This is a genomic window from Camelimonas fluminis (assembly GCF_014656355.1).
Lineage (GTDB): Bacteria > Pseudomonadota > Alphaproteobacteria > Rhizobiales > Beijerinckiaceae > Camelimonas > Camelimonas fluminis.
The window spans coordinates 27,373-47,975 of sequence record NZ_BNCG01000021.1; the positions used below are offsets into that span (position 1 = coordinate 27,373).

Annotated in this window: 22 protein-coding genes and 1 pseudogene; 21 read left to right on the forward strand and 2 right to left on the reverse strand. The window is 63.0% G+C overall.

All coding sequences use genetic code 11. The features are described 5' to 3' along the window. Positions 1-149: 149 nt before the first annotated feature. The 3 genes from IE243_RS17290 (at position 150) to IE243_RS17300 (ending at position 2,707) form a co-directional block, all read left to right on the forward strand. A complete protein-coding gene (locus tag IE243_RS17290; protein WP_191320640.1) occupies positions 150-1,076 on the forward strand; it encodes a DUF2493 domain-containing protein in 927 nt (308 codons plus the stop codon). 266 nt (positions 1,077-1,342) lie between these two features. Then, positions 1,343-1,783, forward strand: coding sequence for a hypothetical protein (locus tag IE243_RS17295; protein WP_132010650.1), 441 nt, complete (start codon positions 1,343-1,345; stop codon positions 1,781-1,783). A 597-nt stretch (positions 1,784-2,380) separates the two neighbouring features. Continuing rightward, positions 2,381-2,707: a DUF736 domain-containing protein gene (locus IE243_RS17300; RefSeq protein ID WP_189489597.1), complete on the forward strand. Its 327-nt coding sequence runs from the start codon at positions 2,381-2,383 to the stop codon at positions 2,705-2,707. A 65-nt stretch (positions 2,708-2,772) separates the two neighbouring features. Here the strand turns inward: IE243_RS17300 and IE243_RS17305 are convergent, their stop codons facing one another. Both IE243_RS17305 and IE243_RS17310 read right to left on the reverse strand, forming a co-directional pair. Then, positions 2,773-4,014: a type II toxin-antitoxin system HipA family toxin gene (locus tag IE243_RS17305; RefSeq protein ID WP_191320652.1), complete on the reverse strand. Its 1,242-nt coding sequence runs from the start codon at positions 4,012-4,014 to the stop codon at positions 2,773-2,775. Next, the gene (locus IE243_RS17310) at positions 4,007-4,312 is read right to left on the reverse strand and encodes a helix-turn-helix domain-containing protein (protein ID WP_189489598.1); all 306 of its coding nucleotides are present in this window, start codon (positions 4,310-4,312) and stop codon (positions 4,007-4,009) included. The genes IE243_RS17305 and IE243_RS17310 overlap by 8 nt, the downstream gene beginning before the upstream one ends. A gap of 307 nt (positions 4,313-4,619) precedes the next feature. Here IE243_RS17310 and IE243_RS17315 point away from each other — a divergent pair, with 307 nt between their 5' ends. The 18 genes and pseudogenes from IE243_RS17315 (at position 4,620) to IE243_RS17400 (ending at position 20,336) form a co-directional block, all read left to right on the forward strand. Then, the gene (locus IE243_RS17315; protein WP_047166147.1) at positions 4,620-4,868 is read left to right on the forward strand and encodes a helix-turn-helix domain-containing protein; all 249 of its coding nucleotides are present in this window, start codon (positions 4,620-4,622) and stop codon (positions 4,866-4,868) included. A 117-nt stretch (positions 4,869-4,985) separates the two neighbouring features. Next, a complete protein-coding gene (locus IE243_RS17320) occupies positions 4,986-5,246 on the forward strand; it encodes a DNA -binding domain-containing protein (RefSeq protein ID WP_189489599.1) in 261 nt (86 codons plus the stop codon). A 176-nt stretch (positions 5,247-5,422) separates the two neighbouring features. Then, entirely contained in the window at positions 5,423-5,698 is a 276-nt protein-coding gene (locus tag IE243_RS23560; protein ID WP_191320641.1) for a transcriptional regulator domain-containing protein, read from the forward strand. Next, positions 5,688-6,188 (forward strand): DUF2285 domain-containing protein, encoded by a 501-nt coding sequence (locus IE243_RS17330; RefSeq protein ID WP_244643242.1) that lies wholly within the window; start codon positions 5,688-5,690, stop codon positions 6,186-6,188. Before IE243_RS23560 ends, IE243_RS17330 begins: the two co-directional genes overlap by 11 nt. A 135-nt stretch (positions 6,189-6,323) precedes the next feature. Next, entirely contained in the window at positions 6,324-6,605 is a 282-nt protein-coding gene (locus IE243_RS17335) for a helix-turn-helix transcriptional regulator (RefSeq protein ID WP_189489601.1), read from the forward strand. A gap of 20 nt (positions 6,606-6,625) precedes the next feature. Next, a pseudogene (locus tag IE243_RS17340) lies at positions 6,626-7,774 on the forward strand (replication initiator protein A). Next, positions 7,771-8,424, forward strand: coding sequence for a ParA family partition ATPase (gene parA / locus IE243_RS17345; RefSeq protein WP_189489603.1), 654 nt, complete (start codon positions 7,771-7,773; stop codon positions 8,422-8,424). The pseudogene IE243_RS17340 and the gene parA overlap by 4 nt, the downstream one beginning before the upstream one ends. Then, a complete protein-coding gene (locus IE243_RS17350) occupies positions 8,421-8,675 on the forward strand; it encodes a ribbon-helix-helix protein (protein WP_189489604.1) in 255 nt (84 codons plus the stop codon). Before parA ends, IE243_RS17350 begins: the two co-directional genes overlap by 4 nt. Continuing rightward, positions 8,672-9,193, forward strand: coding sequence for a DUF2840 domain-containing protein (locus IE243_RS17355; RefSeq protein WP_191320642.1), 522 nt, complete (start codon positions 8,672-8,674; stop codon positions 9,191-9,193). Before IE243_RS17350 ends, IE243_RS17355 begins: the two co-directional genes overlap by 4 nt. Further along, entirely contained in the window at positions 9,190-9,735 is a 546-nt protein-coding gene (locus IE243_RS17360; protein WP_191320643.1) for a S26 family signal peptidase, read from the forward strand. Before IE243_RS17355 ends, IE243_RS17360 begins: the two co-directional genes overlap by 4 nt. A 67-nt stretch (positions 9,736-9,802) precedes the next feature. Beyond that, positions 9,803-10,141, forward strand: coding sequence for a DUF736 domain-containing protein (locus tag IE243_RS17365; protein ID WP_191320644.1), 339 nt, complete (start codon positions 9,803-9,805; stop codon positions 10,139-10,141). 3 nt (positions 10,142-10,144) lie between these two features. Beyond that, positions 10,145-10,921: a lytic transglycosylase domain-containing protein gene (locus tag IE243_RS17370; RefSeq protein WP_191320645.1), complete on the forward strand. Its 777-nt coding sequence runs from the start codon at positions 10,145-10,147 to the stop codon at positions 10,919-10,921. 243 nt (positions 10,922-11,164) lie between these two features. Then, entirely contained in the window at positions 11,165-12,904 is a 1,740-nt protein-coding gene (locus tag IE243_RS17375) for a relaxase/mobilization nuclease domain-containing protein (RefSeq protein ID WP_191320646.1), read from the forward strand. Between the two features lie 23 nt (positions 12,905-12,927). After that, complete coding sequence (locus IE243_RS17380; protein WP_191320647.1) at positions 12,928-14,907, forward strand: conjugal transfer protein TraG; 1,980 nt, start codon at positions 12,928-12,930, stop codon at positions 14,905-14,907. A gap of 5 nt (positions 14,908-14,912) precedes the next feature. After that, entirely contained in the window at positions 14,913-15,344 is a 432-nt protein-coding gene (locus IE243_RS17385; protein WP_191320648.1) for a CopG family transcriptional regulator, read from the forward strand. A 389-nt stretch (positions 15,345-15,733) separates the two neighbouring features. Next, a complete protein-coding gene (locus tag IE243_RS17390) occupies positions 15,734-18,709 on the forward strand; it encodes a TrlF family AAA-like ATPase (protein WP_191320649.1) in 2,976 nt (991 codons plus the stop codon). A 9-nt stretch (positions 18,710-18,718) separates the two neighbouring features. Beyond that, entirely contained in the window at positions 18,719-19,405 is a 687-nt protein-coding gene (locus IE243_RS17395; RefSeq protein ID WP_191320650.1) for a TauD/TfdA family dioxygenase, read from the forward strand. Next, complete coding sequence (locus IE243_RS17400; RefSeq protein ID WP_244643243.1) at positions 19,341-20,336, forward strand: hypothetical protein; 996 nt, start codon at positions 19,341-19,343, stop codon at positions 20,334-20,336. The genes IE243_RS17395 and IE243_RS17400 overlap by 65 nt, the downstream gene beginning before the upstream one ends. Positions 20,337-20,603: the final 267 nt, after the last annotated feature.

The following is a 20,603-nucleotide window of genomic DNA, read 5'->3' on the forward strand; positions in this document are numbered from 1 at the left end:
TCTCGCCCGCCTTTACAGCGCGAAGCAAATCAGCCGGGCTTTGCCATCGAGACCCTCGCGAAAGGCTCGGGCTGCCTGGCCGGACCGCCTGCGGGCTTGTCGTCGCCATGAGGCCGCGACGGTCGCGGTCCTTGCCATCGGAGCCTGCCATGTACACCTATGACGAACGCGAACCCGATCACGCGACATCTGCCACCGGCCATGCCATCGAGGAGCTTGAGCTTTACGGCTATCGTCCGTCAGAGGACGAGCCCGATCCCCGGATCTCGCCCGAGGATCACATCATCCAGAGCGCGGTCGCTGATATTTTCGACGCCCTGATCTCCACCATGGCCGACACCAGTCTCGATTTCGACCTTGCCGAGATCCTCTGGTCGAGCGTCAATACCTTCCACCGTGCTGTCGAACGGATCGAAAAGAAGCTCGACGACAACGAGCAGGCCCAGAAGCGCCTCCAGTGCGAACAGGACGGGTCCGAGGTGAAATCCGTCCAGCTCGAGACCCTGATCGGGATCGGGCAAAGTCTCATCGAACGCCGTGACAGTCTTGAGCTTTTCCGCGAGACCGCTGCCGATATCTATCTGCGCACCCTCGGTACGCCCTGGTCGCAGCGCTCGGGTTCACGGGTCAATCATCGCCAGATGACAGCGGCCATGATCGATAGCCGGGACTTCATCGCCGCCAAGCGACGCGCTGACAATGAGGTGCTGCTACCGGCCGGCACGAAGATCGCCTTTTCGGGTGGCGAGACCACCGATCATCGATTGATCTGGGACAAGCTCGACCAGGTTCATGCCAAGCATCCTGACATGGTGCTGCTGCATGGTGGATCGCCGAAGGGCGCCGAGCGCATCGCCGCCACCTGGGCCCACAATCGCAAGGTGCCGCAGGTCGCCTTTAAGCCCGATTGGGCCAAACACGCCAAGGCTGCGCCCTTCAAACGCAACGATCAGATGCTCGGCACGATGCCGATTGGGGTCATCATCTTTCCCGGCACCGGCATCCAGGACAATCTCGCCGACAAGGCGCGCAAATTGGGCATTCCTGTCTACCGCTTCGGGACGGGCGGCGCGTGAGCGCTGCCCGCCATTCCTCAAGGCCGTCGACGAACCGGAAGCGCCTCGACGGCCTATCATGCCGGCGAAACACATCGCCTGTAGGGCGATGGGCCGCCGGATCCGACCATGTCCAGGCAGAACAAGGAAGATGGCCGGACAGGGTCAGGGGATCTCTTTGATCCCTATTTGTTCTTAATGATCGCGGGCACTTCTGCTACTGTTCCGATCGCGCCGTGGAGGTGGTGGCAGGCGCACCGTCCAATCCATTGCACGGAGACACCACCATGACCTTTCTCGGTATTCTCGTCGCCATGGCCGCCATAGGCTTCATGTGCTGGCTGCTGTTCAACCTTGCCGTCTTTGCGTTGCCCTTCTTCATCGGGGTGAACGCCGGTATCTGGGCCTACGGCACCGGCGCGGGCTGGCTTGGGGCTGTTCTTGTCGGATTACTCGCTGCCGGCCTGACCTTGGCGGCAGCCCAAGGCCTGCTCATTCTGGTCCGGCCTCTATGGGCGCGGTTGCTGATCGCACTCGCCTTTGTCGCTCCGGCAGTCGTCGCCGGCTTCTACGCCACGCTCGGCATCGTCAAACATATGATGCCGTCCGAGACCTGGCAGCTCATCTTCTCGGTCATTGGCGCAATTGCCGTGGGAGTGACGACCTTCCTGCGGCTCGCGGCGATGGCGTCTGCCGAGTCTGCTGGCACGGGCCATGCGCGCATCTAGCTGCGTGCAGAATCTGGTTGGAAGCCAGAACAGAGAGATAAACTCGCCGTCCTCAGAGATAAGGGGCGCGGGATCGGCGTAATGAACTCACATCAATCTAGTGGAGTGATGCGGCACATATCGGGAGCAGGACGGGTGGCGCGAATTTCGCGGGCACATTGCGGAACCCAGGCGGGATGAGCTCTCGCCGACTTCGATTGGGTCAAATAGCGGTACGCGTGCCAAGGACAGGGGCGACGTCACGGGCATCCGTCGCCACCGGTCTGGCTGAACTCGAATGCGCCAGACTCTGCGCTCTTCTCGTATCTTTGACCGCTCCAAACGGCCTCTTCCATGGCCTGATCTGGCCGAAGACCAGCGCGCGGCGCGCGCTTCGATCGCTTTGGCGCAACAGCGTCGTCACAACTTTCTTCCCCTGACGGCCCGCCCCATGTTCCATGGGTCCCCGGGGCGCGTCATTCCTCGCGCGAGCAAGAAAGTCCCTCCTGTGCTGTCCAGTCCCCGCAAACGGGGATGCGCCAGCGATCGTCTCCGTCCCGTCGATCGCCATCGAGGCCGCAATGGTGCGGGCTCGAAAACGGAAAACGGAGATTTGAAATGGCGACCATCGGTAGCTTCAAGAAGACCGGTTCGAACGAATTCACCGGCGAAATCGTGACCCTCAGTGTCCAGGCCAAGGGCGTGCGTATCGTTCCCGACATCCGCGCAAACGGCGAGAACGCTCCCAGCCACCGGGTCCTGGTCGGCCGCGCCGAGATCGGTGCCGCCTGGTCCAAGCGCTCGGGCGAAGGCCGCGATTATCTGGGTCTCAAGCTCGATGATCCGAGCTTCACCGCCCCGATCTACGCCAACCTCTTCGATGACGAGGAAGGCGAAGCCTACTCGCTGATCTGGTCCCGCCCCAACCCGCGCCGCGGCGACTGAAGCGCAAATGGCCTCGGCGACACAGCCGGGGCCATTTCTCTGTCAGCCGCACCAATGAACGGCGCTCAGTCCAAGAGGACAGGCATCATGGCCCTCACGTGGGCGTCGATCCGGTCCAGAACGATCGTCGGGACGGCATCACGCTCCGGCAATTGCCACCAATGCGCATCGATACGTCTGGCTGTTTCGCTGACAGTTTTCAGGACGGCGGGCTCTGGAAGCCGCGCCCGATTGGCGAAAGCCTTCCACCGCGGCAGCGTCAGTGCCTTGAACGCGCGTTCGCCGCCAAGTGACAAAGCCAGATTGTCAGCCGGGATATAGGGGACCGTCGAAAGCACGTCGTAGATCGGTGCCAGGGCGGGCGAGTTGCCGTCACCGGGATAGACCAGCGACCAGTTTTTCAGGTGCATGTCGCCATTGCCCATGACCACCGACAGGGTCAGGCGGCGGACGAACTCCAGCGCCGCTATCGGCGAGATCGCCACATTCAGAGCCGCGGCGATGTCATGATAGGCCGCGCCTTCATATTTTCGTGTCGGATAGATGCCGAAGACCTGAGCGAAATCCTCGATATGAATTCGTCGCGCGCCGGAGGCGCGATCGAACCGCCGGATAAGAAGGACCAGCCCCTCGGCCAGGGTCTCGAACTCTTCAGGGATGCCTTCGAACTGGTCTTTGCCCACCAGCTCGCGTTCGGGCACGTCCATGCCGATGGCTTCGGCCAGCGCGAGATTGGCGAACTCGTTCTCCGACACGCCTGGAAAGGCGGTCGAAGGAAACTTGGCGATGTACTGACCGTCGCTGTCCCCGAGCGGCACTGTCAATCCGCCGCCCTTGCCGGTGTTCTTCATCACCGAAAGCTTCATCTGCACGCCGGCGAGCGAGAAACGCGCTTTCGGCTCGCCCTCAACTGCAGCGGTTGCAGCGACGATATCTCCGTTACTCGGGATAACACGCACGGCACCCGGCAGGTCGGCACCCAGCGCGGCCAGCAGATCGAAATCATTGCCGGGCCGGACGGTCCGGACGTGATGCTTTTCCATCGCCGCGCGCAGCTTGTCCTCGGGCAGGAGGTTGGCAAAGAAGGCCGGTAAGGCGCCTGCCACCGGGCGCGGATCCTTGCGCAATCCTCCTGTTGCCGCGCGGAAGGACAAGCTCAACACGGGATGTCCTCCGCTCGCGCGGTAGGCAGGATCGAAGCTGAAGGCGTTGAAGTCGCCCGGTGTCCTGACAATCGTGCCGACCTTTACCTCGTTGAGGAGAACATCGAGAGACAGGACGGTTTCGGCGGAGCAGGCTCTATTCATCATCACCTTCCGCTTGCGGGCTGAAAGCCGGCCGGTCGTCCTCGCCCTGCGGGCTGAGCAGCGCCTCAATGGCCGGGACCATCGCCTGAGGAACCAGCATCATCTCCAGGCCAAGCGCCCTTGCAACATTGATCAGAGTCGTGGCGCGTGCCGCTGCAGCTCCGGTTTCGACGTCGCGATAGCGGGGACGGGATATGCCGGCGAGATCGGCGACCTGCTCCTGCGTCAGGCCCGCCGCTAGCCGTGCGCGCCGAAAATGGTCGCCGATCATATCCAGAGCCTCTGCTTCGGTTTTCATGTGAATCCTTTACAGATCAATTTGCTCGATTTGATCCAGAAACGTATCACAGGGCGGTCTGGAAGGCAAAAATTTGATCCGCAAACATATCTCAGTAGGATGGATTGATACGTTTGAGCGTCATTCAGTGTTCTTTGGTGGGCCAATCCCATCAGCCTTGGGCGGCCGAATCAGTCGTCCGACAACAAAGGTCAGCGACGCCATAGCTGAGGAACAGAGGCCCAATTATCGATGACTATTTGCCCAGAACGACTATTATAGTCGTAGTTCTGGAGTGCGCGCCGGTCGCAATGGGAGGTGATCATGCATGATCACCGCCCGACAGTCGCGGGCCGCGCGCGCCTTGCTGGGTTGGACACAGGAGACGCTTGCTGACAAGGCCCGTGTATCACTGACCGCGCTCAAGCGCCTCGAATCCGAAAGCGGCCTCGAGGTGTACGAAAGCACGCGCGATCAGGTCCGTCGGGCTCTCGAAGCAGCCGGTGTCGTCCTCCTGTCGACCGAGCGTGGACACGGAGTGCTGCTGGTCCATGATGGTGGTGACAAAAAGCGCTGACGGGCAAGCGGCAGACGCCGTATTCCCTCCAGGCGATATTCTCCCAGAACACACAATCCTGGAGTATCTGATGTTACCCCGCGTCCTGCAGTGGGCAGCACGCATCAGGCAATTGACATGCCCCCGATAGAACCCTTCGAGGATGCACCGCCGGTCTCCAGCGAATTAACCGCCTACGACCGTGCCCATATCAAGCTGTACATGCGACTGCTGGATGCCGCTGCCGATGGTGCCGAGTGGACCGAAGCCGTTCATATCCTGTTTGGCATCGACCCCAATCTCGAGCCGGATCGCGCGCGCCGTGTCCATGATGCTCATCTGGCGCGCGCCAAATGGATGGCGCAGACCGGTTACCGTCATCTTCTGTGGAAGCGATAGGTCTGAAGTTCGCGTCCGGCGCGGCGCACGGAGACGCGCGGGCGAGATACGGCGTTTCGCGGCCTGTCGGCAGATTTTCCGCATTGCCGGCCGCCCTGTCATGCCGCTGCAACAGATCTTGTCGTAAATAGCTCGGCGAAAAATCTGACCTGCGCTTTGCACGTGAGGAGGGACGGGTGCGACCGGACACTTCCCATTGGCGAGACGGTCGTCGCTATGAATTCTTCGACACGCTCCCAGTCGAAGGGCTCGCATGGGAATGTTTGCGGCGGTTTGAACGCTACCAGGAGCATTATGGCGAACTCGTCGCCATGAAGGCCGAAGATCATCCCTATTCAACCGGCGCCCAGCGTCACTGGGGGTTGCGATTTCCCGGCTCGTCCGAGCCTTTCCGCGCTTCGTCAGGACGTCCTATGGTCGCCGCTCGCCAATCCGGCGGTCTTGCTCGCTGACGACGCTCCGGAATTTCTGCCTCCGTCACCATCTCCGTCGCCGGCCGTGTCTGCTGCCGTTCGCCCGAGTCCGGAAGGTCTTCATGCCATCCATCGCGGCGGCATCGTCGCGCAGATCCTGCTGCTGTCGGGCCAAAAAACCGATAGAGCCTCGGCCGTTATCCTGCCAATCGACGACGATCTGCCCGACCGGGTCGAGGCAGTGCTGCGGCTCTGGCAAGCGCTGAACGCGCGATCCGTTACGCGCGACGGACGCATCACGCCGTACCAGCGTCGACGTATCCGACTGATGATGCGAGCCGCCGACGGCCGGGCCAATGGCGCGACCTATCGCGAGATCGCCATCGCTCTGTTCGGTCCCGAGCGGGTCGCGGCCGAGCCCTGGAAGACCTCATCCTTGCGCGATGCCGTGATCGGGCTGATCGAAGGTGCCGGGCCGCTCATCAATGGCGGCTATCGCAAATTGCTACGGCATCGTCGCCGATCTTGAGTGCGCTTCGATGTCGGGGTGGGGATTGTTCGCCTGTTATCTTCCCCATCCACCCCGCCTGCATTCCTTCGCCACCGTGATCGCGATCCGCCGTTGCTCCGCAGCGGCGCTCGGCAACGCCACGGAGGCCCGACAATGCGACCCAATCTCGCCGCCCTGCCGCCACGCTACCTGCGCACCAAGGAAGCGGCGGTATTTCTCAGCCTTTCGGCGCGCACGCTGGAAAAGCACCGCACCTATGGAACCGGCCCGGCCTATCGGAAGCTCGGCGGGCGCGTCGTCTATTCGGTAGCTGATCTCGAAGCCTGGGCTTCGCGCGGCGCGGTTACTTCAACCTCCGATCCGCGCGGACAGGTTCTGCCAGCCAAACGGCACACGTCAGCGGCCTGTGGGTCGGCCGGTGGCATCAATCGCTGACCGTCGCGCGAGGATTACCCATGGCGATCCGGCGACGTTCCCCGTCCGAGCGCGGGCAGCTCGACCTGTTCAGAGCGCTTCCCGGTGACTTCGCACCGCGGGACGCGCAGGACCTCATGGCGTATCCATTCTTCTCGCTCGCCAAATCACATCGCATCACCCCGATCGACTTCACCGCCGGAAAAATTGCGATCCGCGTCGAGGCGGTTGCCGACCACGGCATGGCAACGATCTGGGACGCCGATATCCTGATCTGGGCTGCCAGCCAGATCGTCGAAGCGCGCGATACAGGCCTCCGCACCTCGCGGCTCATGGCGGCAACGCCCTATGAGATTCTCACCTTCATTGGCCGCGGCACCAGCCTGCGCGATTACCAGCGTCTCAAGGCAGCGCTCGACCGGCTGTAATCCACCACCATCTCGACCACGATCCGCCAGCCCGCTGAAGGGCGGCGACACCGCTTCTCCTGGATCAACGAATGGCAGGAACGAACCGACGGCGCCGGCCGCCCCGATGGTATCGAACTGATCGTGCCGGACTGGTTCTATCGCGCTGTCCTGGACGATGCGCTGATCCTGACCATCGATCGGGCCTATTTCGATCTGACCGGCGGGCTCGACCGCTGGCTTTACCGGCTCGTGCGCAAGCATGGCGGCCGCCAGAAGGGCGGATGGCGGTTCGATTTTCGTCATCTGCACCAGAAGTCCGGCTCTCTCTCGCCCTATAAGCGCTTTGCCTTCGAACTGCGCGATATCATCCGCCGTCAGCCGCTGCCCGGCTACAGGCTCTTTACCGAGATCGAGACCGGGCGCCGGGCGCTGCTCGCCTTCGAGCCATGGCCGGCCTGTGGAAAAGCTGTGGACGGCCTCGTGCTATCGGGAACCCGAACTATCGTGCCATCGGGAACCGGTGGCTCGTGCTATCAGGAACCCGATCCGGGTTTAAGGCACGGAGATCGTTCGGCAAATCGCGCCCGTAACAGAGAGTCTAACACAGAATCTAACCTTGAAGAGCGCAGGCGCGATGTTGAAAACCTCATCGCCCGCACCGGCCAGGCGCTCAGAGCGACGGCGAACCGTCGGCCGCCAACGCCATCCGATCACACATCAGAAATCCGCTTCGACACCATGCGCCCGCTGCGCGGTGAGCGTGAGGACGGTCAGCGATGATCGTTGCTCTGCTCAACCAGAAGGGCGGTGTCGGCAAGACGACACTGGCGCTGCATCTCGCCGGAGAATGGGCCGGAAGGGGGCAGAGGGTCACTTTGGTCGACGCCGATCCGCAAGGCTCGGCGCTCGACTGGTCTGAGCAGCGCGGTCATGAGGGGCTGCCGAGGGTGTTCGGTGTCATCGGTCTTGCGCGGGACACGCTACACCGGGAAGCGCCGGAACTGTCCCAGCAGGCCGATCATGTCGTCATCGATGGGCCGCCGCGTGTCGCCGGTCTCATGCGCTCCGCTCTGCTCGCCGCTGACCTGGTGCTGATCCCGGTGCAGCCTTCGCCATTCGATGGCTGGGCTTCCGCCGAGATGCTGTCGCTCATCGCCGAAGCGCGCATTTACCGGCCCGATCTCCTCTCCCGCTTCGTCCTCAATCGCTGCGCTGCGCGCACCATCCTTGGCCGCGAAACCGCCGCTGCGCTCGCCGATCACGATCCTCCGGTGCTCGTGAGCCGGATCGGGCAGCGTGTCGCCTTCGCCAGCGCTGCCCAGACCGGCCGTCTCGTTCACGAACTGGACGGCGCCACAGCCGCGGCCAATGAGATCGCAGCGCTGATTGATGAAATCGAGCGGCTCCCGCGCACGCGGAGGGCGTCATGAGCGCTCGATCGCCCAGGAGCGGCTTTGCCCGCCGGCCGGCCGATCCCGAAACCTGGGTGAGAGCCGCAAAAGAGCTGCCGGCCGGTAGGGCGGACGGCGCTGCGAACACGGCGCGGCTCACCATCGATGTGACACCGGCGCAGCGCGGCCGCATCAAGATCGCGGCCTTCGAGCGCGGCATGACCGTCGCCGACATGCTGCGCGCGCTTCTGGAGCGTGAATTTCCACCCGCCGGAGACGCTGGGCAATGACCGGCTTGGCGGGACATCGAACGCTGGCAGCCGAGGGCGCGCGCTCCTCATCGGCTACAGCGCTGACCGAAGTGGAGCTGATCTGGATCGAGAAGTCGCTCGAATATTGGGTGCGGTTCGGGAATCCGGTTCAGGAGCGCATCATCGACCGCAGACGCCGTGTCCTCGGCTTTCGTCCCGGGAGCCTTTTCGCCTTCGTGCGCTGGACGGCGAATGACTATGGCACCGTCGCTTCCCATCTCGACATCCTGCGCGCGGTCGCGCCGCACGAAGCCTACCAGACCGTTCCCGCCGTCACGCCGGGCGGCGAACTTCTGCTGACAGTCTCTGCCTGGCCGAAAGTCGAGCGCGTGCTGCAGCTCATCGATGCGATCGAGGCGCGCGGCATCGACGGGGCCGATGTCGCGCCCGATCACTGGCGCCACATTCATAACCGATTGGCGGCCGGGGAAAGCCCCCGCGCCTACACATGCGCGCAGCATCGCGCCTGGATCAAGCGGCGGAGCATTCTCCCATGACCCGGCGCGCCATTTTCGCCTCCGCTCTGGTTTCGGTCGGGCTGGTCGTCGCCCCGGTCCTCACCGGGCACGGTCCGCGCTTCATCTGGAACGCCTCGGCCAGTGCGCCCATCGGCCTCTACGCCGTCGAGCCGGCCGACCCAATCGAAGTCACCGATCTGGTCGCGGTCCAGCCGCCAGACGCGCTTGCCGAGCTGCTTGAAGCGCGCCGCTATCTTCCGCGCGGCGTGCCACTGATCAAGCGTATCCTGGCGCTCCATGGCACGAGAGTCTGCCGCCATGGCACGGCCATTACCGCTTACGACCACCTTTATGGCCATGCCCGTGAGCGCGACCGGATGGGCCGCGACCTGCCCTCCTGGCAGGGCTGCCGCGTGATCGCCAAGCGCGATGTGTTCCTGATGAACTGGGACGCCGCCGACAGTTTCGATGGCCGCTATTTCGGGCCGCTTCCGCTTTCAGCCGTCACCGCCCGCGTCGTGCCGATCTGGACCGATGTGAATGGTGACGGCCGCTTCGAATGGCAGGCGTCAACGCGGTGAACGCCTGTCCAAGGGCGGGCGCGATGTCCGCCCGATCGTCTTCACCGCTTGAGGAAAGGAAACCGCCATGCCGCAGATCGGTGAATTTACCAGGCACAAGACAGGCTTTGCCGGGCGCATCCAGACGCTCACGCTCGGCCGCGAGGTCGCCATCGTCGCGGTGGATCCGGCCAATGTCGAGAACGCCCCGGACCATCGCGTCCACCTCGGCGAAGATGACACTGGCCCCGAGATCGGGGCGGCCTGGACACGCACCGGCGAGAAGGCCGGAGAATATCTCTCCGTGCTGATCGACGATCCCGCCTTGCCGTATCCGATCCGTGCCGCCCTGTTCCAGAACGGCGCTGATGCGGCGTCCTGGTCGCTGCACTGGAACCGGCCGCCCAAACGCGATGCAAAGGACTGAGCGGTGCTGCGCTGTCGCCTCGGGCATGATCCCTCCGTTGCGATCGGGCGTCACTGCGCCGCCCGATCCATTGCCTTCCTTCTCCTTACCGGCTTGTTCTCCAGCCCGGTCGGCGTCGCAGCGCAGGCGCAACCGAGCCTGCTCGCGCCGCGCATCCTGCACGATGCATATGCCGACCATATTGCCGAAGCTTCGCGGCGTTTCGGCATTCCCGAGTTCTGGATCGATGCGGTCCTGCAGGCCGAAAGCGCGGGCGATCGCCGCGCCATATCCTCGGCCGGGGCGATGGGTCTGATGCAGATCATGCCCGCCACCTGGTCGGCGCTGCGGCAGCGCCATGGCCTGGGCCGCGATCCTTATGATCCGCGCGACAATATCCTCGCGGGCGCGGCCTATTTGCGCGCGATGTTCGACCGCTACGGCAATGTCGCGGCGATGCTGGCGGCTTATAATGCCGGGCCGGGCCGCTACGATGAATACCTTTCAACGGGCCGCGTCCTGCCCGCCGAAACGCGCGCCTATGTCGCCAAGCTCGCCCCAATCCTGGGCAATGCGGTGCCGTCTCGCGGCGCTTCCATCCCCGCTGCGTTGCCACTCGATTGGCGCGAGGCGCCGCTCTTTGTTGCGCGCAGCGGCAACCGAACGAGCGCTATCGGAGACGCGGCGTCTGCGCAGGACAACGACACCCGCACCCCCGTTCCGGATGCAGCCGGTGCGCCCGACCGGCGACAGCACGAGGCCATTTTTGTCACTCGAGCCGATAGCGGTGCCGCACCATGATGCGGCTTTTGCGCGATCGCACGGCATCGTGGGCCAGCGCGCCATGGCGTGCTGGCTGGCAGGGGAGGACCGCAACAACCGACCGATGGCAGGATAAAAGGCCGCACATTGTCGGCCAGACGGTCGGTTGTTTTTGCTCAGGATTTTCTGCGATTCCGCACCTTGTGGCGCAAGGGCGCAATGTGCGCGCAAGGCATGATTGCCCGTTTTTGCTCCGGTTTTCACACATTGCGGGACCGCATCATGCCCGATGAGCGCGAGTTCCGTATTCGTCCCGGGCGTATCCGTTCGACCCGCGCTCAACAGGCGCGGCCGTTCATTGCCCAGGCACTGGCGGCGGCCAAGAAGGCCGGCGGCGGCGTTTCACGCTCAGGCCGGATTGTCTCGGGCAACCGCTCGCGGTTCGGGCATGGCCAACGCGCCAGCATTCAGGCCAATCGTTTTATCACCGCCCGCTCGCGCGGCGCCGTGATCAAGGCGCGCGTTGTCCGTCACACCGCTCGCAAGACGCCGCTTGGCACGCATCTCGATTATCTGCGCCGCGATGGCGTCACCCGGGACGGGGAGAAGGCGCGGCTGTTCGGGCCAGAGCGCGATTCAATGGATGGCGGCGCCTTTACCGAACGGTGCGGCGGCGACAGGCATCATTTCCGCTTCATCGTCTCGCCCGACGACGCCCTCGACATGGCGGACCTCAAATCCTTTACCCGCGAGCTGGCCGGGCAAATGGAAAAGGATCTTGGCACTCGGCTGGACTGGGTGGCGGTCGATCACTGGAATACCGAGCATCCCCATATCCATCTGATCGTGCGCGGCGTGCGCGACGACGGCCAGGATCTCGTCATCGCGCGCGACTACATCAAGGAAGGGATGCGCGACCGGGCGCGCGATCTCATCACCCAGGAGCTCGGGCCGCGAACCGAACACGACATTCGCCGCACGCTTGAGCGCCAGATGGCTGCCGACCGTTGGACCGGTCTTGACCGCCAGCTTGCGCACGACGGACGCGGCACCGGGGTGATCGATCTCGCTCTGCGCGCTGGCGAGCCGCCCGATGAGTATCGGGCGCTAAAGCTCGGGCGGTTGCGCAAGCTCGAAACCCTCGGTCTGGCCGAGCAGATCGGTCCCGGCCAATGGGCGATCGACGACAAGGCGCCAACGGTGCTGCGCGAGCTCGGCGAGCGCGGCGACATCATCAAGCGTATGCACCGCGCGCTGACCGAGCGCGGCATAGAGCGCGGTGCGGCAAACTATGTGCTTGCCGGCGAAAGCCTGGAGGCGCCTGTCATCGGCAGGCTGATCGCGCGCGGGCTCGATGACGAACTCAAAGGCACGGCCTATGCCGTGGTCGACGGCGTCGATGGGCGAACCCATCACATCAAGCTTCCCGATCTCGATGCGGCCGGTGACAGCGCACCTGGTTCCATCGTCGAACTGCGCGGTTTCGACGATGCCAGAGGGCAGCGGCGAGTGGCAATCGCCGTGCGTTCCGATCTCGATCTGCACAGCCAGGTTTCGGCTCCGGGCGCGACCTGGCTCGACCGGCAGGCCTTGGCACGCGAGCCGGCGGCCCTGTCCGCAGGTGGTTTCGGGGCCGAGGTCCGTCAGGCCATGGAGGAACGCGCCGAGCATCTGGTGGGGGAAGGACTGGCCACGCGGCAGCATCGCCGGATCATTTTCAGCCGCAACCTGATCGAGACGCTGCGCCGGCGCGAACTCGAGGCTCTCGGCAGCAGGCTGTCGCAAGAAACCGGCCTTGCGTTTAACCGCACCGCCGAGGGTGACTATGTCGCCGGCACCTACCGCCAACGTCTCACGCTCGCGTCGGGCCGCTTCGCCATGATCGAGGACGGGCTCGGTTTCCAGCTCGTCCCCTGGTCGCCCTCACTCGAAAAGCATCTCGGCCGCCATGTCTCGGGTCTCGCCCGCGGCAATGGCGGGGTGGACTGGAGCTTTGGACGACAGCGCGGGCTTGGCCTCTGAGCGCCGCATCGAAAGGACCTGCCATGTCAGCCACGAAAATCCTCTGGGGCCAGATCCTCACTGTCTTCCTGATCATCCTGGTGATGACATGGGCGGCCACGCAATACGTCGCCTGGGAGCTCGGGTTTCAGGCCCAGCTCGGAACCCCGTGGTTTCGCCTTGTGGACTGGCCGGTCTACTATCCGCCGGCAATCTTCTGGTGGTGGTATTTCTACGAGGCCTATGCCCCGGAAGTCTTTGCCAAAGGCGGCATGATCGCCGCTTCGGGCGGATTCATCGCCATCGCCGTCGCGATTGGCATGTCGGTCTGGCGCGCCCGTGAAGCCAGGAACGCCGAAACTTACGGGTCGGCACGCTGGGCGAAACCGCAGGAGGTAAAGGCGGCGGGCCTGCTCGATCCCGACGGCGTTGTGCTCGGCCGCTATGAGGGGAACTATCTTCGCCACGACGGACCCGAGCATGTGCTGTGTTTTGCGCCCACTCGCTCCGGCAAGGGCGTCGGCCTCGTCGTGCCTTCGCTCCTGACCTGGCCAGGCTCGGCCATCGTTCACGATATCAAGGGTGAAAACTGGCAGCTCACCGCCGGCTTTCGCGCCCGGCATGGCCGCGTCCTGCTGTTCGATCCCACCAATCCGAAATCGTCCGCCTACAATCCGCTGCTTGAGGTCCGCCGCGGCGAATGGGAGGTGCGCGATGTTCAGAATATCGCCGATATCCTGGTCGATCCCGAAGGCAGTCTCGAAAAGCGCAATCATTGGGAAAAGACCAGCCATTCGCTTCTAGTCGGCGCGATCCTGCATGTCCTCTATGCCGAAAAGGACAAGACCCTCGCCGGGGTTGCCGCCTTCCTTTCCGATCCCAGACGGCCAATCGAGACAACGCTCGCGGCCATGATGAAAACCGCGCATCTGGGCGAGGCCGGCCCCCACCCGGTCATCGCCAGCGCGGCGCGCGAATTGCTGAACAAATCCGACAATGAGCGCTCGGGCGTGCTTTCGACCGCCATGTCCTTTCTCGGGCTTTACCGCGATCCGGTCATTGCCGAAGTCACCCGCCGCTGTGACTGGCGCATTGCCGATATGGTGGAGGCGACAGTACCCACGACGCTCTACCTCGTCGTGCCGCCTTCCGACATCAACCGCACCAAGCCGCTGATCCGCCTTATCCTCAACCAGGTCGGTCGCCGGCTGACCGAGGACCTTCAGGCCAATGGCGGCCGCCACCGGTTGCTCCTGATGCTCGACGAGTTTCCCGCGCTCGGGCGCTTGGATTTCTTCGAAAGCGCGCTGGCCTTCATGGCCGGTTACGGCCTCAAGAGCTTTCTGATCGCGCAATCGCTCAACCAGATCGAGAAGGCCTACGGTCCCAACAATTCCATCCTCGACAATTGTCATGTGCGCGTCAGCTTCGCCACCAATGACGAGCGCACCGCCAAACGCGTGTCCGATGCGCTTGGCACGGCAACCGAGATGAAGGCGATGAAGAACTATGCCGGGCACCGGCTGTCGCCCTGGCTTGGCCATCTGATGGTCTCGCGATCCGAAACCGCCCGCCAATTGCTGACCCCGGGCGAAATCATGCAGCTTCCATCGACCGACGAGATCGTCATGGTCGCTGGAACCCCGCCGATCCGGGCGAAGAAGGCGCGCTATTATGAGGACCGCCGGTTCACGGAACGCGTGCTGCCGCCGCCGGAGTTGGTATCGCCCGCTCCGAAGCAGTCTGACGATTGGAGTGCTTTGCCTCTGCCGGAAAGCCCAGGTTCCCCGATCGAAACGGTGATGGTTGACGATGAGGACCCCACTCAGTCCGAGCGCCGGCAACAGCCGGAACTGGGCCGCGTCAGCTCGGTCGAGAAAAGGGCGCCGATCGAAAACGAGTTCGACCCCTTGTCCTATGACGGCAGCGACGATGAGGCCGCCCGCAGCCAGCGGTTGACCCGCGTGATGCGCGGCGTCGCGCGGCAGGTCTCGATGGATCCCGGCGACGGCATGGAGCTTTGAGCATCATGGTTCGTCGCAAGAAGAAGGCGCAAGTCTCGGTCTATCTCGATCCCGAGATCATGACGATGCTTGCGGATTATGCTGCTCGCCGGGACCACTCCCAGTCCATGATCGCGGAGGCCGCTATCGCGTCCTTCCTCTCGCCCGATGCTGACGAGAGGCGAGAAGCGGCCATCGCCAAGCGAATCGATCAGATTGACCGTCGTCTGATGCGCCTCGAGCGTGATCTTGGGATCACCGTCGAGACCATGGCGGTGTTCATCCGCTTCTGGCTCTCCTCGACACCGGCGCTGCCCGAACCCGCCGCCCAGGCGGCGCGGGCCAAAGCAGCCGAACGCTATGATGCTTTCGTAACCGCGCTGGGGCGGCGGCTAGCACAAGGGCCCAAGCTGCGGCAGGAGATCAGCGAGGACATAGATTCAGCGGGCAATAGCTGAGGGTTTTGCTGCCGGCTGCTCAACATAGATCATTCTGCCGCCGGCTCGCTCTCATCAGGGTGGACTAACTCCCACCAAGGCGCGCGCAATCGGTCCGCCCCTTCCTTGCCGTTTGGCTCGCTGCTGCCGCTTTTCAAAACTTACCGTTCGTTCAGATCACGATTGCCGGCTTGAGCGGGGCCGCAAGCAGACTTGCGGTAATCCGTGATTGATCCGAAGCCGACGCGGAGGGCCATGTGTGACGTCCTGCGAAAAGCACAAGGGGCATTGCTGGTCACAATCCACGCAGGCTCGCTCCGAAGGTAATACTTACGCTCAGCATGCTATTCTCGACTCGCAGGGCGCTAATGTGGCAAGTATTTCCCCAATACGGGGCACTAGGGGGGCGTATGATCAGTCGAGGTTCGGAATGGCACCGATGGGAGCCACACATCCATGCGCCAGGCACTATTCTCAACAATCAGTTCGGTGCTGCCGACCCTTGGAATTCCTACCTCACGACGCTTGAGGGCGTGACGCCGAAGATCGAAGCGATCGCTGTCACCGACTACTACGTCACCGACACCTACGAAGAACTCCTCAAGTATAAGCTGGCCGGCCGACTGTCTGAGGTGTCGCTGCTCTTCCCGAACATCGAGCTGCGCCTCGACGTCGCGGCGAAGACGGGGTTCGTGAATGTTCATCTGCTGGTCAGCCCAGAAGACCCCGAACACCTCTCGGAGGTGAAGCGCCTCCTGAAGCGCCTTCAATTCCACGCCTTCAACGACCGCTTCGACTGCACGCGCGAGGAACTCATCAAGCTAGGCAAACGCGCAGACTCGACCATCACCGACGAGGGCGCAGCGCTCCGGCACGGCGCCACGCAGTTCAAGGTCAACTTCGATCAACTCCGGAAGGTCATCGACGAAAGCGATTGGGCGAAGAAGAACATTCTGATCGCCGTTGCTGGCGGTGGTGGCGACGGCACCTCCGGAGTTCGTCAGGCTGCTGACACGACCGTGCGTCAGGAGATCGAGAAGTTCGCCCACATAATCTTCTCCAGTAGCCCAGCGCAGCGCGAGTTCTGGATCGGCCAACGCGGCGTCACCATCGATGAGCTGCGCTCTCGATATGACGGTTGCAAACCGTGCCTCCATGGCAGCGACTCTCACGATCAGAAATCCGTCGGGCAGCCCATCGACAATCGCTTCTCGTGGATCAAAGGGGCGCTCGAGTTCGACGCGCTGCGGCAGGCCTGCATTGACCCGGAAGGCCGCGCCCATGTCGGGGAACAGCCGCCGCGCTCGGCCATGCCTTCGCAGGTCATTTCACATATCCGGATCGAAGACGCGGATTGGGCGACCACGCCGGACATTCCGCTCAATCCCGGACTGGTGGCGATCATCGGCGCGCGAGGATCGGGTAAGACGGCGCTGGCCGATGTGATCGCTGCTGGCTGCGACGCGATCACGCCTGCTGGCTGGGACGCTGACGAGAATATTAGCCCGTCTTTCCTCGCACGCGCGCGAAAACTGGTCGGAGACGCCACCGCGACGCTGACATGGGGCGGCGGCGCGACGGTGACGCGAGCCCTCGATGGCAGCGACGCCAATGGTCACATGTCGTTCCCGCGCGCTCGATATCTTTCCCAGCAATTCGTCGAAGAGCTATGCTCGGCCAAGGGCGTGTCCGATGGTCTCGTGGACGAGATCGAGCGCGTAATCTTCGAATCCCACTCGCAAGATGACCGCGAATGGGCGCTCGACTTCGCCGAGCTGCGCGACCAGCAGACCGCACGCTTTCAGCAGGCTCGCCAACGCGAGGCGGAGGCAATCGAGGACATATCCGACCGCATCGCTACTGAGTTCGAGAAAGAGGCCCTCGTCGCAAGCCTGACGATCCAGGTCGCGCAGAAGAAGAAACTGATTGCCGATTACACGGCTGACCGCGCCAAGCTTGTCGTGAAGGGCACCGAGGCGCAGGTCGCCCGACACACCCAGCTCAGCGAAGCAGCCCAGAAACGCAGGAACAGTATCCAAGCCTACAGCAATCAGCGCCGCACCTTCGTAGCGCTGCAGGACGAAGTCCGCAGCATGCGAGCTACGGGTGCGCCCGAGATGCTCCGGCAGGCGCAGGCGCGACACAACGACAGCGGCCTCGACGCTAAACAGTGGGACGACTTCCTGCTGATCTACAAGGGCGACGTGGACAAGAGCCTTGCTGCCTATATTGCCTGGGCGGACGGTGAGGTTCGTAAGCTCAACGGTGTTCCGCCCCCGCCCGGCGACGCCAATATCGCGCTGATTGCCGACAGCGCCGACCTCACGACGGTTTCGCTTGCGCTCATCGTCGCGGAGATGACACGTCTCGAGGCGCTGTTCAGCGCGGACAAGCTCGTTCGTGAGCAATACACGGCACTCACAAACAGGATCGCGCAGGAAAACTCGGCGCTTCAGACCTTGGAAACGCGGCTTACCGACGCCCAAGGCGCGGAAGCGCGACGGAAGGACCTGCAGACCGAGCGCGACGACACCTATGGCCGCGTGTTCGAGGCAATCATCAATGAGCAGAAGGCGCTGGCTGGCCTCTACGCCCCGCTGATGGCGCGCCTCGCCGCGTCATCGGGTACGCTCAAGAAACTGAGCTTTTCGGTCCGCAGGATTGCCGACGTCCAGACTTGGGGTGCGTTTGCCGAAGAGGAACTCCTCGACCGGCGCAAGACTGGTCCCTTCTACGGTCGCGGCTCGCTGATTACAGCTGCGACCGAGGCGCTAAAGCCGTCATGGGAAACCGGCTCGGCCGCCGATGTTCAGGCCGCCATGACTGCCTTCATGGGGAAATACCTGAAAGACCTTCTCTCGCACGCGCCATACGCGCCGACACAGCAGGCCGAATCTCGTGCCTGGTCGAAGCAGTTCGCGCACTGGCTCTTCGGCACCGAACACATCGCCGTCCGCTATGAGATTTCCTATGACGGCGTCGACATCCGCAAGCTCTCGCCCGGCACGCGTGGCATCGTGCTGCTTCTGCTCTACCTCGCGTTAGACAATTCCGACGACCGACCGCTCATCATCGATCAGCCCGAGGAAAACCTCGATCCGAAATCCGTCTTCGACGAGCTTGTTGCGCTGTTCATCGCGGCGAAGGCGAAGCGCCAGGTGATCATGGTGACTCACAATGCCAACCTCGTAATCAACACTGACGCGGATCAGATCATCGTCGCAGAGGCCGGCCCGCACCCGTCAGACGGTCTGCCGCCTATCAGCTATGTCGCGGGAGGACTGGAGAACGCAGCAATCCGCAAGGCTGTCTGTGACATTCTGGAAGGTGGCGAAGCCGCTTTCCGCGAGCGGGCCCGACGGCTTCGCGTGCGCCTCGATCGATAGGACGACGAGATGGTTGCGCGCGACATCGTCATTGCCGATCCCGATCGACATTTCGGCCCGCTGCTTGAGCACGGCTGGTCTCTGCATAACAGCGAGGCCTCGCACCCCGACGCCCTTGTCCACGAGCTGATCACGCTCGGCGATCGCCTCGGCACCCGTGTCGCCGGCCGCGCGGGGCTGCTCGAAGAGATTGTCCAGCCGCTTGCCACCGAAGATGCGCATCCGCGATCCCTAAGCGCCCGCTACGGCTTGGACGCCTTGCCGTTTCACATAGAACTCAGCCATCGCACCAGACCATGCCGCTACGTTCTCCTGGCATGTATCGACCCAGGATCGCCAGCAGCGGCCACGATGCTCCTCGACTGGCAAACACTCGGGTTTTCGCCGGAGGAGCTTGACCTTCTTGAAGGTACGCCAGTGCTCGTTCGTAGCGGTCGGCGTTCGTTCTACTCGACGATCCTCGCACCGGGAGGAGCCTTCCTGCGATACGATCCTGGCTGCCTCGAAGCCGTGGACCAACGCGGCCGCAGGGTGCTGGCGGTGATTGAGGACCGGATCGCATGTGCTTCGTTCGTATCCCATCACTGGCGCCAAGGCGACATCCTCATCATCGATAACTGGCGCGTCCTTCATGGGCGCAGTCCGTCGGATCGAGGATCCGGACGACGCCTCGCAAGGGTTTTGGTTGATGCCTGAAGACGTTTTCATCGCCATAAATGGCGATGCGCTCCACGCGAAATCGAAAGTCTACATTGGCCGTGCTCTGGCCCGCAAAGGCGACGGCGATCTCGACGAGTATCAGCTCTGGGCCTCGTTGGCGCTTGAGCTGCTCGGCAAGGCCGCGCTCGCGAGGAGGCATCCGAGCCTCGTGGTCGATCCGACCCACTGGCAATCCATGTTCGTAGCGGCCGGCATCAACGTCACAACAGACGTGAAGACAATTACCGCCAAGACCTTATTCGAGCGCCTGGCTCATCTCGTTCCTCGTTTCGACAAGACGGTCCAAAAATTCTGTCAGGACATCGCGGAGCGTCGAAACGCCGAATTGCACTCAGCCGATCTTCCATTCCGGACGATGCGTCTCGACGCTTGGGAGGCTCGCTATTGGCATGCGTGCGACACGATCCTCCACCAGATGGAGTCGTCCTTGGAGCAGTGGCTCGGCGCGGCCGATGCAAAAGCGCCTCGTCAACTTCTCGGCGAGGCGGCGAAGGCCCTCGATGCGGCCGTCAAACTTCGCGTCAGAGCGGCCCAGAAGCAATTCGAGACGTTGAAAAAGGCCGAGCGCGAACGCCTAACTGACGAAGCGGAACTGCGCGAACCGCAGCACCAGATGGGAATCTTCAAAGGAAGTTACGACGAGATCTGGGTGGAGAGCTGCCCCGCCTGCAAATGCCGGGCGTTCATGACCGGTGAGCAAACCGGTGAAGACATTAGCGAAGAGCGCGATGAGTACGCGATTTGGGAAATCGTCGACCGCGAGTTTGTCGGCGAAGAGTTCCGATGCCCGACATGCGATTTGACGCTGATGGGAAGCGATGAAATCGATGCTTCCGGCCTCAACTACATCCATGAGGATCAGCAAGAGCGCGAGATGGAATACGAGCCCGATTACGGCAACGATTAGGGTCGGAGCATGGCTGATACCGCAGAGCGAATACGGGGGATACGGAATTGGCAAGGCGACCAGGGAATACGCTAGAAAAGTGGGAGGTCGCGATCGTCAAGGCGATGTTGTCGCGCAGTTACGTGCCCCAAGATATCCAAGCGTATTTCTCCCGGCCGACAAGGTCGATCAACAATGCGCGGATCTCAGAGATAAAAGACGGCACTAATACCAAGACTCTTGGATCAGAACCCATGCGCCCATTGGCGGAGCCCGATTGACATGATG

What these genes read in the sequence shown, in the direction of transcription:
- IE243_RS17380 (WP_191320647.1), top strand. Translation starts at nt 12,928, where the DNA reads ATGTCAGCCACGAAAATCCTCTGGGGCCAGATCCTCACTGTCTTCCTG.
- IE243_RS17335 (WP_189489601.1), top strand. Translation starts at nt 6,324, where the DNA reads ATGCGACCCAATCTCGCCGCCCTGCCGCCACGCTACCTGCGCACCAAG.
- IE243_RS17390 (WP_191320649.1), top strand. Translation starts at nt 15,734, where the DNA reads ATGATCAGTCGAGGTTCGGAATGGCACCGATGGGAGCCACACATCCAT.
- IE243_RS17315 (WP_047166147.1), top strand. Translation starts at nt 4,620, where the DNA reads ATGATCACCGCCCGACAGTCGCGGGCCGCGCGCGCCTTGCTGGGTTGG.
- IE243_RS17385 (WP_191320648.1), top strand. Translation starts at nt 14,913, where the DNA reads ATGGTTCGTCGCAAGAAGAAGGCGCAAGTCTCGGTCTATCTCGATCCC.
- IE243_RS17365 (WP_191320644.1), top strand. Translation starts at nt 9,803, where the DNA reads ATGCCGCAGATCGGTGAATTTACCAGGCACAAGACAGGCTTTGCCGGG.
- IE243_RS17395 (WP_191320650.1), top strand. Translation starts at nt 18,719, where the DNA reads ATGGTTGCGCGCGACATCGTCATTGCCGATCCCGATCGACATTTCGGC.
- IE243_RS17355 (WP_191320642.1), top strand. Translation starts at nt 8,672, where the DNA reads ATGACCGGCTTGGCGGGACATCGAACGCTGGCAGCCGAGGGCGCGCGC.
- IE243_RS17360 (WP_191320643.1), top strand. Translation starts at nt 9,190, where the DNA reads ATGACCCGGCGCGCCATTTTCGCCTCCGCTCTGGTTTCGGTCGGGCTG.
- IE243_RS17400 (WP_244643243.1), top strand. Translation starts at nt 19,341, where the DNA reads ATGGGCGCAGTCCGTCGGATCGAGGATCCGGACGACGCCTCGCAAGGG.
- IE243_RS17375 (WP_191320646.1), top strand. Translation starts at nt 11,165, where the DNA reads ATGCCCGATGAGCGCGAGTTCCGTATTCGTCCCGGGCGTATCCGTTCG.
- IE243_RS17320 (WP_189489599.1), top strand. Translation starts at nt 4,986, where the DNA reads ATGCCCCCGATAGAACCCTTCGAGGATGCACCGCCGGTCTCCAGCGAA.
- IE243_RS17310 (WP_189489598.1), bottom strand. Translation starts at nt 4,312, where the DNA reads ATGAAAACCGAAGCAGAGGCTCTGGATATGATCGGCGACCATTTTCGG.
- parA (WP_189489603.1), top strand. Translation starts at nt 7,771, where the DNA reads ATGATCGTTGCTCTGCTCAACCAGAAGGGCGGTGTCGGCAAGACGACA.
- IE243_RS17350 (WP_189489604.1), top strand. Translation starts at nt 8,421, where the DNA reads ATGAGCGCTCGATCGCCCAGGAGCGGCTTTGCCCGCCGGCCGGCCGAT.
- IE243_RS17295 (WP_132010650.1), top strand. Translation starts at nt 1,343, where the DNA reads ATGACCTTTCTCGGTATTCTCGTCGCCATGGCCGCCATAGGCTTCATG.
- IE243_RS17300 (WP_189489597.1), top strand. Translation starts at nt 2,381, where the DNA reads ATGGCGACCATCGGTAGCTTCAAGAAGACCGGTTCGAACGAATTCACC.
- IE243_RS17305 (WP_191320652.1), bottom strand. Translation starts at nt 4,014, where the DNA reads ATGAATAGAGCCTGCTCCGCCGAAACCGTCCTGTCTCTCGATGTTCTC.
- IE243_RS17290 (WP_191320640.1), top strand. Translation starts at nt 150, where the DNA reads ATGTACACCTATGACGAACGCGAACCCGATCACGCGACATCTGCCACC.